The organism is Sphaerochaeta sp. UBA5836, from assembly GCF_002432845.1.
GTDB lineage: Bacteria > Spirochaetota > Spirochaetia > Sphaerochaetales > Sphaerochaetaceae > Sphaerochaeta.
The window spans coordinates 52,765-69,499 of record NZ_DJGW01000107.1; the positions used below are offsets into that span (position 1 = coordinate 52,765).

The 16,735-nt window shown below is 54.0% G+C and carries 13 protein-coding genes and 2 pseudogenes; 11 read left to right on the forward strand and 4 right to left on the reverse strand.

Annotated features, from left to right (window positions below; genetic code table 11):
- The 5 genes and pseudogenes from B3F49_RS10680 to B3F49_RS10695 form a co-directional block, all read left to right on the forward strand.
- Positions 1-557, forward strand: a 557-nt coding sequence (locus tag B3F49_RS10680) for an ABC transporter permease (protein ID WP_293910936.1), incomplete at its 5' end; no start/stop codon positions are given.
- A 10-nt stretch (positions 558-567) separates the two neighbouring features.
- A pseudogene (locus B3F49_RS12355) lies at positions 568-783 on the forward strand (ABC transporter permease); the annotation flags it as partial.
- 705 nt (positions 784-1,488) lie between these two features.
- Positions 1,489-2,175, forward strand: a pseudogene (locus B3F49_RS12360) (ABC transporter permease); the annotation flags it as partial.
- 10 nt (positions 2,176-2,185) lie between these two features.
- On the forward strand, positions 2,186-3,235 hold the full coding sequence (locus B3F49_RS10690) for an ABC transporter ATP-binding protein (protein ID WP_293910938.1): 1,050 nt from the start codon (positions 2,186-2,188) through the stop codon (positions 3,233-3,235).
- Positions 3,232-4,299, forward strand: coding sequence for an ABC transporter ATP-binding protein (locus tag B3F49_RS10695; protein ID WP_293891852.1), 1,068 nt, complete (start codon positions 3,232-3,234; stop codon positions 4,297-4,299). Before B3F49_RS10690 ends, B3F49_RS10695 begins: the two co-directional genes overlap by 4 nt.
- Before the next feature lie 35 nt (positions 4,300-4,334).
- On the opposite strand, the gene B3F49_RS10700 is transcribed toward B3F49_RS10695, so the two are convergent.
- Positions 4,335-4,889 carry a hypothetical protein gene (locus B3F49_RS10700; RefSeq protein ID WP_293891849.1) on the reverse strand — a complete coding sequence of 185 codons (555 nt, stop codon included), beginning with the start codon at positions 4,887-4,889 and terminating at the stop codon, positions 4,335-4,337.
- A gap of 219 nt (positions 4,890-5,108) precedes the next feature.
- On the opposite strand from B3F49_RS10700, the gene B3F49_RS10705 reads away from it, so the two are divergent.
- The 5 genes from B3F49_RS10705 (at position 5,109) to B3F49_RS10725 (ending at position 12,629) form a co-directional block, all read left to right on the forward strand.
- Entirely contained in the window at positions 5,109-6,812 is a 1,704-nt protein-coding gene (locus tag B3F49_RS10705; RefSeq protein ID WP_293891846.1) for a peptide ABC transporter substrate-binding protein, read from the forward strand.
- A gap of 588 nt (positions 6,813-7,400) precedes the next feature.
- Entirely contained in the window at positions 7,401-9,479 is a 2,079-nt protein-coding gene (locus B3F49_RS10710; RefSeq protein WP_293910940.1) for a sodium-translocating pyrophosphatase, read from the forward strand.
- Between the two features lie 96 nt (positions 9,480-9,575).
- Positions 9,576-10,601, forward strand: coding sequence for a threonine aldolase family protein (locus B3F49_RS10715; protein WP_293910942.1), 1,026 nt, complete (start codon positions 9,576-9,578; stop codon positions 10,599-10,601).
- Positions 10,598-11,392, forward strand: coding sequence for an EFR1 family ferrodoxin (locus tag B3F49_RS10720; RefSeq protein WP_293910944.1), 795 nt, complete (start codon positions 10,598-10,600; stop codon positions 11,390-11,392). Before B3F49_RS10715 ends, B3F49_RS10720 begins: the two co-directional genes overlap by 4 nt.
- Positions 11,382-12,629: a MalY/PatB family protein gene (locus B3F49_RS10725; protein ID WP_293910946.1), complete on the forward strand. Its 1,248-nt coding sequence runs from the start codon at positions 11,382-11,384 to the stop codon at positions 12,627-12,629. The genes B3F49_RS10720 and B3F49_RS10725 overlap by 11 nt, the downstream gene beginning before the upstream one ends.
- On the opposite strand, the gene B3F49_RS10730 is transcribed toward B3F49_RS10725, so the two are convergent.
- Genes B3F49_RS10730 through B3F49_RS10740 form a run of 3 tightly spaced genes read right to left on the reverse strand, consistent with a single transcriptional unit; the run spans position 12,620 to position 15,448 of the window.
- Complete coding sequence (locus B3F49_RS10730) at positions 12,620-13,612, reverse strand: SGNH/GDSL hydrolase family protein (RefSeq protein WP_293910948.1); 993 nt, start codon at positions 13,610-13,612, stop codon at positions 12,620-12,622. The genes B3F49_RS10725 and B3F49_RS10730 overlap by 10 nt on opposite strands.
- Positions 13,584-14,261: a fructose-6-phosphate aldolase gene (locus B3F49_RS10735; RefSeq protein ID WP_293891830.1), complete on the reverse strand. Its 678-nt coding sequence runs from the start codon at positions 14,259-14,261 to the stop codon at positions 13,584-13,586. The genes B3F49_RS10730 and B3F49_RS10735 overlap by 29 nt, the downstream gene beginning before the upstream one ends.
- Before the next feature lie 50 nt (positions 14,262-14,311).
- Positions 14,312-15,448, reverse strand: a complete 1,137-nt coding sequence (locus B3F49_RS10740; RefSeq protein WP_293910950.1) for a XylR family transcriptional regulator — start codon at positions 15,446-15,448, stop codon at positions 14,312-14,314.
- A gap of 104 nt (positions 15,449-15,552) precedes the next feature.
- Between B3F49_RS10740 and B3F49_RS10745 the strand changes: the two genes are divergently transcribed.
- Entirely contained in the window at positions 15,553-16,566 is a 1,014-nt protein-coding gene (locus B3F49_RS10745; RefSeq protein WP_293910952.1) for an aldo/keto reductase, read from the forward strand.
- The last annotated feature ends 169 nt before the right edge of the window (positions 16,567-16,735 follow it).

The following is a 16,735-nucleotide window of genomic DNA, read 5'->3' on the forward strand; positions in this document are numbered from 1 at the left end:
CATGGATCGATTACCTGAGCATGGGGATAGCCGTCATCGGCATCTCGGTTCCGCTCTTTGTCATTGCACCGGTTTTGCAGCTGATCTTTGCGATGAAACTCAAATGGCTGCCCACCAGCGGTTGGTACACCACCGGCGAAGGATGGAAGACTGTCATTCTTCCGGCCCTCTCCCTCTCGTTTGCCTACTTTGCAAACATCGCACGACTTACCCGCTCATCCATGCTGGAGACGCTCAGAAGCGACTATATCCGCACGGCCAAAGCCAAGGGCATGAAGAGCACCGCCATTATTTTCAAGCATGCCATGAAAGGGGCAATGCTCCCGATCGTCAGCTATCTCGGTCCCGCATTTGCAGGTATCATCACCGGCTCGATTGTTGTTGAGCAGATTTTCCGTGTGCCAGGCTTGGGCAAGTTCTTTGTCCAGAGCTCCTTCAACCGTGACTATACCCTGATCGTGGGTGTTGTCATTGTATACTCGGTCATTCTGATTATCATGAACTTCATCGTAGACATCGTCTACGCCCAACTCGACCCGCGAATTACCTACAAATAAGGAGAGGACCATGTTCTTTACAAGAAACAAAGCAAAACTGACGGCCCTCAACGAGTTTGACCAGGTCGTTGAAGGCAACAGCCTCGGCAAGGATGCCTTCAGAAGACTGAAGAAAAACAAAATGGCGGTCATCGGCATGATCGTTGTCGTCGTGTACTCAATTCTCGCAGCCAGCGCCATGTTCCTGCCCATCCATCCCTATGATCAGATCATCCTTGACCACCAGCACCTTCGCCCCTCGTTTACCAAGAATGCCGGCGACCTGATGATGGAGACCAAGCTTGAAGACCTCTATTTCAAGGCATGGAGAGCGGGGACGCTCAAGGTTACCGAAGAACAATCCGCCCAGATCAGGGAGTGGATTGCAGCAAATGAAACCAACAAGGTGTGGGACTTCTGCTATGCAGAGGGAGAACGTCAGAAGGAAGCAGGAACGTTCACGTTCAGCAGCGCCGACCAGAGAACCATCGAGCGCCTGCAGGAGAAGATCGACACTGAATTTTTAATAAGCGTCGACAAGGTCTTGTGGACCGATCCCGCCACCCAAAAGGTGCACAATCTCGCCCGTATGGATTTCAGCGAGATTGAAGCCATCTACGCCGATTTACTGAAGATCGATATCGCCGTCATCGAGAAGCAGACCAGGGACGAAATCCGCAGCCAGGTGCTCAACAATCTCAAGGCTTCGACTCCCGACTTGAGTGAAGAAGAGTATGCAGCCAACCTTGAGATCGAGATGGACACTCTCGGGGAGAAGGGGATTGCCTCCATGGGCAAGACCAATCTCTTGGGGAAAATCAAAACCACCATCACCCGAAATGCAGAGCGTGAGCTCCGCAAGGAAATCAGCGAAGGCAATGCACAGTTCCCCATCGACCGGGAGATCAAGGTAAACGAGCAGCTCACCGCCGAAATCAATGCAACCAAGAAGCACGAGCGCAGGTACTTCCTCGGAACCGATTACAGCGGCCGCGACATGCTCTCACGCATCATCTACGGCGGGCAGGTATCCATCGCCATCGGCTTGATCGGAACCATCACCAGCGTCATCATCGGCATTGTCCTCGGCGCCATCGCCGGGTACGCAGGCGGTAAGATCGATTTCTTCCTCATGCGCTTTGTCGACATCATGTACGGCCTGCCCTACATGCTGCTGGTCATCATTTTCATGGCAATCTTCGGACGCAATATCATGAACCTCTTCGTTGCCCTGGCAATGGTCAGCTGGCTGACCGTCGCCCGCATGGTGCGCGGCCAGGTCATGAGCCTGAAGAACAGCGAGTACGTTGAGGCAGCCCGCAGCATGGGAGCTTCCACCGGACGCATCATTTTCCGCCATATGGTCCCCAACTCACTTTCCGTCATCATTGTCTATTCAACGCTCAGGGTTCCCGCATTCATCATGCAGGAGTCCTTCCTCTCCTTCCTCGGTCTCGGGGTTCAGGCTCCGTATGCATCGTGGGGTTCCCTCGTAGGAGACGCTGTCAACGGCATGACGCTGTATCCATGGAAGTTGATCTTCCCTGCTATTGCCATGACCATCTTCCTTTTTGCCATGAACTTTTTCGGTGATGGCTTGAGGGATGCATTCGATCCACAGAGCAAGAACCAACTTTAGGAGGACCCACATGAGTCTGAATACCGAAGCAAAAGTGGTCCTCGAAGTAAAGGACCTCAGAACATATTTCAAAACCGACGCCGGCATCGTCAAAGCCGTAGACGGGGTGTCATTTACGCTCCATGAAGGAGAAACCTTGGGCATCGTCGGGGAGAGCGGCAGCGGCAAGAGCGTCACGAATCTCTCCATCATGCGCCTCATTCCCTCCCCTCCGGGCAAGGTCGTGGGAGGAGAAGCCCTCTTCGAAGGTGTCGACATCCTCAAGCTTTCCGAGAAAGAGATGCGCGAGATTCGGGGCAACAAGATTTCCATGATTTTCCAAGACCCCATGACCAGCCTCAACCCCTTCCTCAGGATTTCCACGCAGATGGTTGAGACCATCCGCCTGCATGAGAAGGATGTCTCCAAGCAGGAGGCGCTCAAGCGCTCGATCGACATGCTCAAGTTGGTAGGCATCCCATCAGCTGAGAAACGAATCCAAAACTACCCCCACCAGTTCTCCGGCGGCATGCGCCAGCGTGTCATGATCGCCATGGCACTCTCCTGCAACGCCCAGGTCCTGGTGGCCGACGAACCGACCACTGCCTTGGACGTAACCATCCAGGCCCAGATTCTAGAGTTGATCGACAAACTCAGTACCAGAATGGGTACCGCAGTCATTCTCATCACCCACGACCTTGGCGTGGTTGCAGGCATGTGCAACCAGGTCTGCGTCATGTATGCCGGAAAAATTGTAGAAAAGGCAGCTACTGAAGACCTCTACGAAAGACCGTCCCATCCATATACCGAAGGCCTCATCAAGAGTGTTCCCCGCATGGATACCACCAAGAAGGGCAACAGGCTCTTCTCCATCGAGGGCCAACCGCCGAACGTGATCGACCTTCCTCCCTGCTGTCCCTTCCACCCCCGCTGCCACAAGGCGATGGAAGTATGCCGCCATGCATACCCGCCGGTAAAGGATTTGGGAAAGGGACACGAAGTCGCCTGCTGGCTGTATGCTGATGAAGCAGAAAAAACCAAGGCACTGAAAGAAGCAAATGGAGAGGAGAAGGCAACATGAACACACCGAAAAAACCCCTTTTGGAAGTCAGGGACCTGAAGCAGCACTTCCCCATTACCAGCGGAATGCTGTTGCAGAAACAAGTTGGTGCAATTCGTGCAGTTGACGGCATCTCCTTTGATGTATACCCCGGTGAGACACTCGGCATCGTAGGAGAGTCAGGTTGCGGAAAATCCACCACGGTGCGCTCCATCGCCCAGCTTTACAAACCCACCAGCGGCAGCGTCATCTTCGACGGTATTGACTTGGTCAAGGCCGACCAGAAAACAATGCTCAAAGCGCGACGCGACATCCAGATGATCTTTCAGGATCCTTATGCGTCGCTCGACCCCCGCATGACGGTTCGGTCCATCATTGCAGAACCTCTGGTCATCTACAACAACCGCAAATTATTGGATAAGCCGCTCTCGGCTTTGGACATCGAGCGCAAAGTCGAAAACCTGATGGAGCGCGTCGGTTTGAACAAGGCGTTCAAGAACCGCTATCCCCACGAATTCAGCGGCGGCCAGCGCCAGAGGATCGGAATAGCCAGGGCTCTGGCCCTCAATCCCAAAATCATCCTCGCCGATGAGCCGGTTTCCGCCTTGGACGTATCGATCCAGTCCCAGATTCTGAATCTGCTGGGAGACCTGCAGAAGGAGTTCGGCCTCACCTACATCTTCATCGCCCATGACTTGGCGGTCATCCAGCACATCTCCACCCGTGTGGCGGTCATGTACCTCGGCAAGATCGTCGAGATCAGCGATGCAGTGCGGTTGTACGACAATCCTTTGCACCCCTATACCACCGCCCTGCTCAGCGCCGCCCCGATTCCCGACCCAAAGATCGAGCGTGAGAGGAAGCGCATCATCCTTACCGGTGACGTACCTTCACCGGACAAGGAGCGCAACGGCTGCTACTTCTACGACCGTTGTCCCAAACGGATGCCTTGGTGCTCCTGCCACGTACCCCCGATGTTCGACATCGAGGACAAGCACCAGGTCGCCTGCTGGCTCTATGATACCAAGGACCACAGCAAGGTAAGCATGGAGGAAGCACAGGCCGACGCCAACAAGAGCATCTGATTATTGAAGCCACCCGACCGGGTGGCTTCTTCATATCAAAGATCCTTGTAGGATACGTCGAGGTCCAAATCACGAGGCCGGTCCACATACATCGGAAGGCCTGTAACGGCTGCAATGGCCTGCAATGAGGACTCGGTTCTTCCCCCTGAAGTTTTTTCGGCAATAACCTCGATTGTTTTGACCTGATCATCCTTCAGTCTGAGAGACAGGACCATCATTGCCCTGAGACGACGCTTGGTCGGTTTTGCATTTTTGTCGCTGCTTCCCCTGACAAAGTGGGTAAGCTCCAACCGCTCCACCTCCGAAAACGAGAACGTCTCTCGTTTACAAATCCAAGCAAACCCGTAGATGCTCGTAACCGTATTGTCCTGCGTGTTGAAGTACCAGCTGTCCCGGTAGAGTGTACCGGCAAGACTGAGCAATATCAGGACAGGAATATGGGGCATGGTGATCAACCTTACCCCTTCAGCGATGTTCAGCGATAAGCCCCAGATGAGAAAGAGGGTAAATACCAGACACAGGATATGAAATGTACGGGTAATTCCATAAACAATTCCATCATGTTTTCTATAGGTAGTGTGTCGTACCATGCAGCACCTCGCAATATCATATCAGTATACTGTATTCTTGTACTCTGGTCATGGGCAAGCCCTCCTGTAATGTATGCAAAAAATGCATAAATTCAATGTGAATCATCCAGTCCAAGCCTGTTTTCAGCCAAACCTATTTGCGTTTTCTCTTGATTCATGGTTTAATGTGATTTAAGCTAAGTTGAACGTTTACACTTAGAATTACAAGGAGATATGTCTATGAAGAAATTTCTGGCTATCATGCTTTGCGTCCTGCTTGTAAGTGCCCTCTTTATTTCCTGTGGAAAGAAGGAAGAAGCACCTGCACCGGCCGCAACCACGACGCCGGCACCTGCAGCTCCGGCTCCCGCTCCTGCTGTAACGGCTGCTCCGGCACCGGCACCCGCCGCCCCGGCTCCTGCAGCTGTGGCTAAAGATGAGATCGTATTCCGCATCACCAATGGTGCTGAACCCGAATCCTTGGACCCCGCACTCATTCAGGGTGTTCCCGAGCACAGAATTTTCGAGGCTCTCTTCGAAGGTCTGGTGGCAAACGATCCTGAGACTGCCCTTGCAGTCCCCGGCGTTGCTGAAAGCTGGGAAGCCAATGAAGACGGAACCCAATATACTTTCAAGCTTCGCAAGAACGCCGTATGGTCCGATGGAAAGCCCATCACCGCCCATGATGTCGTATACAGCTGGCTGAGGATTTTGGATCCCGCAACCGCCGGTCCCTATGCTTGGTTCCCCTGCATGTTCCTTGCCGGTGCATCCGAGTTCAACGCTGGAGAGGCTGGTCCCGAGGCTGTCGGTATCCGCGCCCTTGACGACTACACCTTCCAGATGGACCTCATCGGACCGCTTCCGTATGCAGTCGATGCCCTGACCCACTACAGCTTCGCAATCGTTCCCAAGCACGCCATCGAGAAGTTCGGCAGCGCTTGGACCGATCCCGCCAACTTCGTAGGAAACGGCCCGTTCGTGCTCACCGATCGTGTTGCACAGACCTCCATCACCGTTTCCAAGAACCCGAAGTACTGGGATGCAGATGCCGTAAAGCTTGACAAGGTCATCTTCTACTCCTCCGACAGCGATACCACCAACTACAACATGTACCTCAACGGCGAGATTGACTGGGCAACCAACGTTCCCCCGGATCAGCTCAACGCCGCACAGATGCGCGACGACTTCCAGCTCGCCCCGCAGCTTGCAACCTACTACTATGTATTCCAGACCCAGAAAGCTCCGATCAACAACGTGCTGGTCAGAAAGGCTCTCTCCTATGCTGTCGACCGCGAAGCACTGGTTGAAGGCGTGACCAAGGCCGGACAGATTCCTGCTTGGGGCATTGTATCCCCGATGGCCGGATACCCCGCACTAGAGTTCCCGTTTGAGACCATGGACGAAGCCATCTCGAAGGCTCAGGACATGCTTGCACAGGCTGGATATCCCAACGGTGCCGGCTTCCCGACTGTTTCCATCCTCTACAACACCAACGAGGGTCACAAGCAGATTGCTGAATTCATTCAGCAGGAGTGGAAGAACAACCTGGGCATCAACGTAGTGCTTGAGAACCAAGAATGGCAGACCTACCTCTCCAATCGTAACGAAGGCAACTTCCAGGTTGCACGCGCCGGATGGGTTGGTGACTACCAGGATCCGAACACCTTCCTCGACATGTTCATCACCGGTGCCGGCATGAACGGCGGAAAGTACTCCAACGAGGTCTATGACGTCCTGATCAACGAAGCAGCAAGAATGCCCGCCGGGGAGGACCGCTTTGGTGTTCTGCGGACCGCTGAGGACATCATGATCAACGAAGACCAGGCTATCATGCCTCTCTACTACTACGTAACGATCAACATGATCGATACCAACAAGTGGGGCGGATGGTACAACAACACCATGGATTACCATCCGGTCAAGGACATCTACCTCAAGTAGTTGTACATTCACAGCATTTTCGATCCCCGGGTTTTCCCGGGGATCTTCTTTTTGCCGCCTTCCATTCCTTGACATCCACCACCCGCCTTCCTAGAATAATATTAATTGAGGGAATGCAATACAGGAGGGTACCATGTTCAGCTTTCAGGCATGTTCGCCTTGGTTGCTGGTTATCATCGGCCTGGTTTTGTATCTTTTCGGCTCCCCAATGCAACCTACGATTGCCGGCCCTCTGAATCTTGCGGCGGAAAGCACTTCTTCCCAGCTTTCGGCTATTCATCAAACCTTGCAGCAGGACTTGATCAGCGAGACGTCGGAGGCATATCCAAACAAGGCAAGACTGAGCTGGGCATCCTGGATGAGTGTAGTCTGCACCATCGCGGCAATTGCAATTTCATTCAAACACCACAGATACGAACACCTTTCAGGCCGCTTACCCACCTCCCAGGCTTATCTTGTAGTCTACATGCATGACCGAGACGGGAAAAAACGCTGAGCATGGTTTTTTGCAATGGTAGGCCATTGGGTCTGCCTTTTTCCTTTGAGAACTCATCATGGTGCACAGCACCTTACAAGGTAGGTATGTATATGATTACCATTATTCAGCTGGTTTCAATAGCAATAGCACTGCTCGCCTTCGGCATGGCTTTCTGGTTGTACACCTGGGTCAAGGCCCAGCCGGCCGGAAATAGCAAGGTCGAACATATTGGATCGTACATCCAAAGAGGTGCCAATACATTTTTGAGGAGGGAGTACACAATCCTGGCCTGCTTTACCGGCATCGTCGCACTTGCAATCCTCCTCTTCATCCCCACCCCAATCTGGAATGGAGCCTTGGACAACGTTATCATGGCCGTTTCGTTTCTCGCTGGAGCCGCCTTTTCCGCCCTGGCAGGCAAAGTCGGCATCCAAGTGGCGACCATCGCCAATCGCAAAGCCGCAACAGCATCACAGACCGGCATCAAGTTCGCCTTCCTTGCAGGCTTTCGAGGTGGAGCGGTCATGGGCATGGCGGTTGTGGGCACCAGTTTGCTGGGAGTAACCCTCGTCCTCATGATTACAAACGATGCAACAGCCATTCTTGGATTCAGTTTTGGTGCCAGTTCATTGGCCTTGTTCGCCAAGGCTGGAGGAGGAATTTTCACCAAGACTGCAGATATCAGCGCAGACCTCGTCGGGAAGGTGGAACTCGGAATCCCCGAGGACGATCCACGAAACCCGGCTGTCATTGCAGACAATGTCGGGGACAATGTGGGAGATGTGGCAGGTATGGGAGCCGACCTGTTTGACTCCAATGTCGCCAGCATGGCAGCGGCTTTGGTGATGGGCATCTCCCTCGACGCAGGAACCTCCACCAAGAATGTCTCCACCGTATTTTGCTTTGCAGCCCTGGGCCTTCTTGCCTCCATCATCGGAGTCGGAACGGCAAAAATGGGAAAGTCGGATAATCCCAACCATGCGCTGAACAGCAGCACCTATGTAACCACAACCTTGTATGTCGTATTTACCGCACTTGCAACCCAACTGCTTGGCATCTCCTGGCGGTTGTGGACAGCGGCGATCATCGGCCTTGGAGTCGGGACCATCATAGGCATCGCCAGCGACTACTTTACCAATGACGAGAAGCATCCCGTCCATCATGTTGCAAAAGCGTCAGAAAATGGTCCGGCATTCACCATTTTAGGCGGAGCGTCCTATGGATTTCTCAGTGTATTTCCGTCAATGGCAGGAATAGCGGCGGCTGCATTGGCGGCGTATCTTGTCTGCGACCCGCTTGGCCCGGGCTATGCCATGTTCGGCATCTCCATGGCAGCTGTCGGCATGCTCTCCATTGTCGGCATGATCATATCCAACGACGCCTACGGCCCTATTGTCGACAATGCCCGCGGGTTGGTTGAGATGGCAAACCTGGGAGACAAGGCCTTGGCGATAACCGACTCACTCGATAGTGCCGGCAACACGGTAAAAGCAGTGACCAAAGGCTTCGCCATCGCAGCAGCCGGACTGACCGTCATCGCCCTGCTCGGGGCTTTCATGACAGAAGTCAACGAGGCTGCCGAAGCTTTGGGGATGGGAGAACAATTCTTGAGCGGGTTCGATATCATGAATCCGTATGTCTTTTTCGGCCTCTTGGTGGGAGCCGCCATTCCTGCAGTATTCAGTGCAATGCTGATATTGGGAGTCGACCGGAATGCACAGCGCATGATCGCCGAAATCCACCGTCAATTCAAAACGATCAAAGGCTTGAAAGAGGGGGTTGAAGGGGTGGTGCCCGAGTATGACCGGTGCATCGATATTGCTACCGTCGGCGCTCTGAAAGAGCTGATCCCTGCCGGGCTCATGGCCATTATTGCGACGTTGCTGGTAGGGTTCATCGGCGGCGTGCAAGCCATCGGAGGATTTCTGGCGGGAAACATTGTCAGCGGCCTTCTCTTGGCCCTCTTCATGTCCAACAGTGGAGGTCTCTGGGACAACACCAAAAAGTATATCGAGTCGGGCAATTTTGGAGGAAGAGGTTCCGATGCCCATAAGGCGGCCGTCGTCGGAGATACCGTAGGCGATCCCTTCAAGGATACCGCCGGACCATCGATCAACACCCAGATCACCGTCGTCTCACTCGTCTCCTCGCTGATGTCCACGGTGTTTCTCACCACGTCGTTGTTCTAAATCCCAAGCAGGCCCTTATTGCGGGGCCTGCTTCCGTTTTAGCTGGACTGAAAGGGCGGTGTTCGGTATAGTTTTACAGAAGCAGGAGGAGCGAGCATGCAGGTATTTGACCTCAGAAGTGATACGATTACAAAACCCACCTTGGAAATGAGGAAAGCAATGGCCGCAGCTGAAGTCGGGGATGATGTCTATCGGGAAGACCCCACCACGACCAAACTCGAAAAACTGGCAGCCGAGCTTACCGGAAAAGAACAAGCTCTCTTTGTCTCTTCGGGGAGCATGGGCAATCTTATCAGCCTGTACATCCAGGCAGGACGGACCAAGGAAGTCCTGTGTGCAGCCAACAGCCATATCATCCAGCATGAGATCGGCTCCATTGCAGCCATAGCCGGAGCCCTGCCGATCACCGTTCATGCACCTCGGGGAGTGCTCAACGCAACCGATCTCCAATCCTTGGTCAAGCAAGGTTCCTACGATATGGCTGCTACGGCCCTCATCGAGGTGGAGAATACTATCGGAGGATACTGCTACCCTCTTGAGAACCTTGAGATGATCAAGGACTTTGCATCCACCCACAACCTGAAGGTTCATATGGATGGAGCGAGGATTTTCAATGCACAGGCAGCCACCGGTATTTCGGTCAAGACCTATGCCAAGTATGCCGACACCATCACCTTCTGCCTCTCCAAGGGTCTGGGCTGCCCGGTGGGAAGCATGCTCTGCGGAGACAAGGAGTTCATTTCCCAAGCCCTTACCGTACGCAAGCTGCTCGGAGGGGGCATGCGGCAAACCGGCATTCTCGCTGCTGCAGGGCTCTATGCCCTCCAGCATCATGTCGACCGCCTGAAGGACGACCATGCACACGCAAAGGCGATCGCCGACACCCTGGTCAAGACCGGATGGGCTGAAGTGGATATCCAGGGAGTGCAGACCAACATCATATTCTTCACCGTCCCCTCTTGCAGCGCCCAAGATGTAGTGAAGAAGCTTGCGCGCATCGGCATCCTGGCAAACACGGAAGGAGAGAGTGTGCGTCTGGTCACCAATCTCGACCTAAGCGATGAAGACACCCAAAATGTCTGCTCCCTGCTCTCATCATTCGACCCCGGGGCCCTTGCATGAAAACAACACTCATCTGTTTTTCCGGAACGGGAAACAGCTATTACATCGCAAAGCGTCTTGCTTCGGAGCTTGGCGACTGCCGGATTTTGATGATCCCGCACCTGATGCAAAACCAGGCATTCGAACTTACCGAGCAGGTCGGCTTTGTATTTCCCGTCTATAAAGGGTTTCCTCCCAATCTGGTAACCCATTTCATCCAGGAAGTTTTTGCAAAACAAGACCTGGGTCCGGTCAAGTACCTCTTCCAGATAGCCACTCGGTACATGTTCCAAGCATACACCTTCCAGGCCATGGATGTGGTGCTCAGGGAAGCCGGGGCGATCACCAGCTATGTCAACCATGTAGTCATGCCTGATGGATATGTTCCGTTGCTGGCCGCTCCCACAGAAGGGAAAATCGACGAACTCTATGCAAAAGCCGATAGGAAGATTGCAGAAATCGCCAAGGATATCAAGCAGGAACAGATCAGGCTTCCCTTCCGTCCGCCGTTCAGCCGGCTTGCCATCAACCACTTCATGGTACCCATCCATCGCGCCTTCATGGACACGGCCCTCGATTTCACCGTCACCGATGCCTGCATTTCCTGCGGCCTGTGCTATCGCATGTGCCCTTCCTTCAACATCGAGATGGTGAACGGCAAACCTGAATTCGACAGGGCCTGTACCGGCTGCCTGGGCTGTTACCACCGCTGCCCGACCCAGGCTATTGTTTTCAAACAGAAGGTGAAAAGCGGAAGGTATCCCAATCCGCGTTCGACCTACACCGTGGAGTATCGCCCTGATGCAGTATAATTTTGATCGGTCGGTCGACCGCCGTTCATCACTCTCCGTCAAGTGGAACAAGGAAGCAATCAAGAGCCTGTGCGGAAATCCTGATGCAGAACCGTTTTGGGTTGCAGACATGGATTTTCCTGTCGCTGCCGAGGTAGCACAAAAAGCACGAAACCTCAGCGAACACGCCATCTTCGGCTATCCGTATGCCAACAACCAACGGCAAGTCTTCTGTGCATGGGCAAAGGCACGTCATCAGATGGATATCCAGCCCGCCCAAGTGGTGATCAGCCAGGGAGTGCTCACCAGCATCGCAGTGCTGGTGGAGCTGCTTACCGATGAGGGGGACGGTATCATCATACCGCTCCCCGCTTATCAGCCGTTCATCAGGATTGTCAACAACCTGCACCGGAATGTACTAGGCTGGCCTCTGCTATACAACCGGGACAGCCATACATTCAGCCTTGACTGGGATGCCTATGAACAACTCTGCAAGCAAGCCAAGATCCTGATCTTCTGTTCCCCCCAGAACCCCACGGGGTTGGTGTTTTCCGAGCAGGAGCTTGTCCGCCTCTGCGGCATAGCCAAGCAGAACAACGTTGTCATCATCTGCGATGAGATTCATGCAGACCTGAGCTATGGCAAGCACATCACGCTGCTCGAACCTGCAAGGCAGGTCGGCTGTGAAGCCGTGGTCTGCATGGCTCCCTCAAAGACCTTCAACATCGCCGGGGAGCACTACTCGGTCACCTTGTTCAACAATCCCGACATGAAGCAACGCTACTTGACCCGTCTCGAGCAGCTCTTCATCGCCGAGCCTTCCCTGGTTGCCACAACCCTCGCCCTTGCCTCCTATCAAAGCGGGGCAAAATGGCTTGACGAGTTGCTCGTCTATTTGCAGAAGAACGCAGACATCATTGAGAACACGTTGCAAAAGGAAGTCCCTTCCCTTGTTTTCATCAAACCCCGGGCTTCATTCATCGGCTTGTTGGACTGCTCGGCCATCCTTGACCTGGTTGAACGCGATGCACAGGCACATCCACAGCTCTATGACAGCTCAACCAGTGCCCAGGGAGGCCTGCTCTCCCGGTTTTTCGGCCAACGGGCAAACCTGGCCTTCAACGACGGGACCTGGTTCGGAGGGACGGCTTACCGCCAGTTCGTTCGGCTGAACTTCGGCACGCAGCGTTCAAACATTGAACGCGCATTGAACCTCATCAAGGAAGCGGTTGCTTTCCTGGAAGCAACCTACCGCTGAAAGGGAATCAGAGGGGCAAGCGACTTGGCAAGAAACGAAATCCCTCTGTGGTCGGGATGCAGGAATTGGTCATCGTAGGCATCCCTGAGTGAGAGGGAGAGGCCATCCGCCACTTCGACCCCTGCAAAACATCGCGTAGCCTGGACCATGGCCCGGGCAAGCTCCTTGAAGCTGCCCATAGGCTTTTCCTGTAAAATATCGGTGCGATAGAGCGGAGTCAGCAGGAGAACCGGGACCTTGGGATAAAACTTTCGGATTCGCCCCAACAGGGCGAACATCTCTCCTCGGATCTCGGCAAGTGTCTGCCTGATCGTCCAGTCATTGGTTCCCAAGCTGACCAGGATCGAGGCAACAGGTTGATCAAGCTCCAGCTTTTGCACCAGCTTGGCATTGATCATCGCCCCGGCAAGGCCTTGGTTGATAACCTGTACCCCAAGGATGGAACCCAGCTGACTTGCCAGATTCTGTGAAGGATGGTGGATGCCCACACCCTGGACGATGGAATCCCCCATCAGAAGCAGAGTCTTTTTCTGCTTGGCAACAGAAGTCACATCCCCTTCCAATGCAACCCCCACCTGATGGTGCAACGGCAAATGGATGGCAATAGCCCGCCCTGCTTGGAATACAAGGGGGCCGCTTACCAAAGGATGGTGCGACACCTGCCCATCAATGCTCACATCGATTGTCTCGGAAAGGTCAAGCGGCCTTCCGTAGAGGGCTGCGAAATCGAGCACCTGACCACCGCGTTTGGCTAGCAGTGACTGATGGTACCGCTTGATGTGCACCACCGTCTCACTTTTTGTATCAAAACGCAGGCAGATCGATGCACTTGTCTTGGCCATGGCCTGATAGAAAGGATGGGAGTTGAACGGCTGGCCGTCACTCTCATTGAATCGCAATAATTGTATATATCCATCCTCGAGATGACGATACGTGAGTGCGTTGTGAGCCAGCTCAAAGATCGAGGAGTGTTCGTTTTCCATATACCTCTTCCCAGTTCTTTGAGAAATCCTGGACAGCCTTGGTGATCGAGGGCATGGCAAGGCCGGTGGAGAGCAAAGCGTAGGGGACCGTACAGCAACCGGCCCCGTTTGCATACGCTGTGGTAATCTCGTTGATGTTCTTGAAACTGGCCGCCAAGACCTGGCAGCTGGAGCTGTTCGCCCACAAAAGGGAGCTCAACTCCTTGATTACCTTGGCCGCATCGATATCGATGTTCAGCATCCTGTTGTAGTAGACAGCCAAGTATCGGGCCCCGCTCTGCATGGCAAGAATACCCTGCAGCGTGGTATAGATGGCGGTTGCGGTCACATTGACTCCTCTCTTGGAGAGGATGCGGATCGCTTCCAGCCCCTGTTCGGTAACCGGGATTTTGATGAACGTGGAAGGGCCGAGCAACGAGATGATTTTCTCGGCTTCTGCAAGTATTGCAGGGCAATCGGTACTGACGACCTGCACATGCAGGCTTCGCTGCTCGCCGATGAGCTTTCTTATCTTTTGCATATGGGGGAAAAAGTCAACGCCTCCCTCAGCCTTTATGATGGTTGGATTGGAAGTCACCCCGCTGATGGGATAGGTCGCAAGGCCTCTCTCGATTTCAGCAAGATTCGCAGTATCAAGCATAAGTTCCATGGCATACCTCTACCGCCATCATGCCATAGATGCGATGGCAGGGGCTAGTATCAGAAGCGTTGTTTCTTGGAGCGGTATTGATTGGGCGTCATTTCATAGGCACGCTTGAACAAGCTGTAGAACCGATGGGCTGAACCGAAACCGCACTGTTCGCTGATCTGCGAGATGGTTGCATTCGAGTGGTTCAGCAACAGGCAGGCCTGCTCGAGCTTCTCAAAGGTTATCTCCTCCCATATCGTATGCTTGCGGAATTGCCGAAACCGCATCTCAAGGGCGCGCCTGCAAATCGTCGCCTCGCTTGCAACATCACTGGCTGTCAAGCCCGACGTGGCACGTGCTTTTATCAAGCGAAGAGCATTCGCAACCTGCTCATCTTCGCACAACACCAAGCGGGTGCTCTCACGCTCGGTAACAGAGCCGGGAGCGATGCGTCTGATATGCATCCCGCTTTGCCTGTTGCTCAGCATCGCATCGAGCATGGCCGATGCCTCATACCCGATCGTCTTGCAGTCGGGCTGGATGCTGGAAATTGAAGGGCTGGCCAACTCGCAAAGCAACGTCTCATTATCCACCCCCAGCACCATGACATCGGAGGGAATGCTGATCGAAAGCCGCTGGCAGGCCAGCTCAACCTTCATCGCCGAAAGATCGTTGCAACAGAACAAGCCGATGGGTTTTTCCAACCCCGCCAGCCATGATTCCAGCTCTTGCGACGGTTCATACAACTGCCTCCACCAGGAAAGCGGCCGTGAAAAGGAAGCAATGTCCGAAGGATTCATGCTGAGGCTGCTGGCAAATCCAACAAAGCGCTCACGTGCCCAGTGCACTTGGTCGACTCCGCACCAGGCAACGTTCCTGCTGCCTAGTTTCTTCAGGTATGTTCCGGCACTCACTCCGGTCTGGTAGTCGTCATTGCGCACTTGACTGAAGAGCTTGAGAGAGGAGGAGCCTGCAATATCAACGACCGGGATTCCCAAGGAGGCGCACAGGAGCGCCTCCTGGTCGTCTTCGATGCGGGCGATCAGGGCATCGCACTCCGACAGCGCCTCCTGATCGAGGGAGAAGAACCACGGCCCTTGCCCCCTGACCTGCCAATCACCTTTTGCTCTTGCATATTGCACCACCCCGCTTGCGACGGCCATGTCATAGCCATCTTGGAATCTTAGTTTCAAACCAATCTGTTTCATTACCGGTGAGTGTATCACAATATTCGCAAAACGATATAGCTTTTTCGCATATCAAGCATTGTAATATCTGAGAAACCCCGTATGCTTGAGATGAGGAGGACCGCATGAGTCACACAAGCATTACCATTCCCGCCACGGGTGCACAATTGCCGGTGATCGGAGTAGGAACCTTTGGCAGCGACCATGTCAGCGCCGTCGAAATGGCCCAAGCCGTCAAGCTTGCCTTGGAAATTGGATATCGCAACATTGACTGTGCCAGCGTCTACGCCAATGAGAAGGAGATCGGAGAGGTGCTGCATACAAGCACCATACCCAGAAAAGAGCTTTGGATCACGAGCAAGGTCTGGAACGACATGCATGGGAAAAAGAACGTCATTGCGTCGGCAAAACAGAGCCTGAAGGACCTGCGCCTTGACTACCTCGACCTGTACTTGGTCCACTGGCCGTTTCCCAACTACCATCCACCCAAGTGCGATGTCTCCAGCCGCAGTCCGGACGCCCGGCCCTACATTCATGAAGAGTTCATGGAAACCTGGCAGGCCATGGAGGAGTTGGTCCGTCAAGGATTGGTCCGCCATATCGGTACCAGCAATATGACGGTGCCCAAGCTGAAGTTGCTCTTGCAATCGTGTTCCATCAGGCCTGTGGTAAACGAGATGGAGCTGCATCCCTGTTTCCAGCAGACAGCATTCCGATCCTATCTGGCCGAGCAGGACATCATCCCGATCGGCTACAGTCCGCTCGGCTCCCCCAACCGTCCCGAGCGTGATACCACCAGTGAGGATGTAGTGGACATGGAGCACCCGATCGTAGTCGAGCTTGCAAGAAAGCACAACGTCCACCCGGCGGCAATCTGTCTGAAATGGGCACGGGGCAACGGCATCGTTCCCATCCCCCAATCCACCAAGGAGCGGAACCTGAGAAGCAACCTGGAAAGTGTTCTCAGCTCTCCTCTCACGCAAGAGGAGCTCGATCTCCTCGGCGGTGCCGAATGCAACAACCGCCTGATCAAGGGACAGGTATTCTTATGGAAGGAAGCCGATTCATGGCATGACTTATGGGACGAGGATGGAACGATTCCTTGCCCGCAGAGCTATCGTACAGGAGGAGTAAGATGACCAAACGCATGATGAAAGGGGCAATGCTGCCCGGCAACAGCACCGTGGCATTCGCAGAGTATGAAGTACCCAAGCCGGGATACGGCCAGGTGTTGGTAAAGACCAAGTGCACCACAATCTGCGGCAGCGATATCCGATGCATCTACCGCGAGCACTTGGGCAAAGGCCC